Genomic DNA, 1,097 nt, shown 5'->3' with positions numbered 1-1,097 from the left:
CGTGCTTGCCCAGGTATTCGAGGTAGGCCTCGGCCTTTTTGCGCGCGGTGATGTCCACCAGCGACACCAGCACCAGGTCCCACTCGGCCAAGTGGCCGGGCAGCACGGCAAACTGCATGTGGATGTTGACCAGATCACCACTGAGCCGGTAGTTCACCACCTCGCGCATCAGGGTGGTTTTGCCCTGCCACAGCTCGATCAATTGCTCGGCAAACGAGTCGCGCATTTCACCCTGGAACACCTTGCCCAGACCGGCCAGCAGCTCGGCCTTGTTCTGCGCGCCAAACATGGTGAGGGTTTGCTGGTTCACGTCGATGACGCGGATTTCCTGCATGCAGCGCGACACAAACTCGGGGTGCACGTTGATGAAGGTGCGAAAGTCTTCGATGCCGCGCATGCGCACGTCTTCGATCAACCGCTTCACGGCACTGAAGTCTTCCACCCATAGCGACACGGGCGAGGAGTCGAACAGGTTGCGCGCATGCTGTTCGCTGTCGGCCAGCAGGCGCGAGCTTTGCAGCTCCTGGGTGATGTCTTGCAGCGACAGCATCACGCGGTCCCACAAGACTTCGTGGCCTTGCAGCACGCGGGCCTGCACCTTCACATCCAGCCTGCGGCCATCCCGCGTGTAGTTCACGGTTTGCACCGCAAAACCCATTTCACCGTCCCACATCGGAACCATCTGCTGCGCCAGGTGGTCCAGCATGTCGCCGCGGAACACCTGCGACAGATTGGCCAGCAAATGTTCTTGGCTGCTGGCACCGAACAGCTCCAGCGTGCGCTGGTTGACCTCCAGCACCTGCAGCGATGCGGCACATTCGGCCAGGCATTCGGGGTGCACAGCGATATGGGCACGCAGGTCGGTAATGCCCTCGGCGCGCCAACCATCAAACAGGCGCTTGAGCGCGCTGAAGTCTTCCAGCCAGAGCGATACCGGGGCCAGCGTGAACAGCTGGGTGTAGTCGGCGGGGGATGAGATCGGGGGCACGTGGGTAGCGGTCATGCCGGTATTGTGGCGGCTCGCCATGGTGCCAATAGAACGCCAGGATGCTTTGGACGAAAAAAAACCAGGCCGCAGGGGCCTGGTTTTTTAGAAG

The 1,097-nt window shown here is 61.3% G+C and carries 1 protein-coding gene; it reads right to left on the bottom strand.

The window, feature by feature from the left end; all coding sequences use genetic code 11:
* Window positions 1-1,003: PAS domain-containing protein (locus AC097L_RS25840; protein ID WP_479589551.1), on the bottom strand; the 1,003-nt coding region annotated here is incomplete at its 3' end.
* Between the last annotated feature and the right edge of the window lie 94 nt (window positions 1,004-1,097).

The organism is Rhodoferax sp. RT5P35, from assembly GCF_056521385.1.
This window is presented reverse-complemented; position numbering and strand designations above follow the sequence as displayed.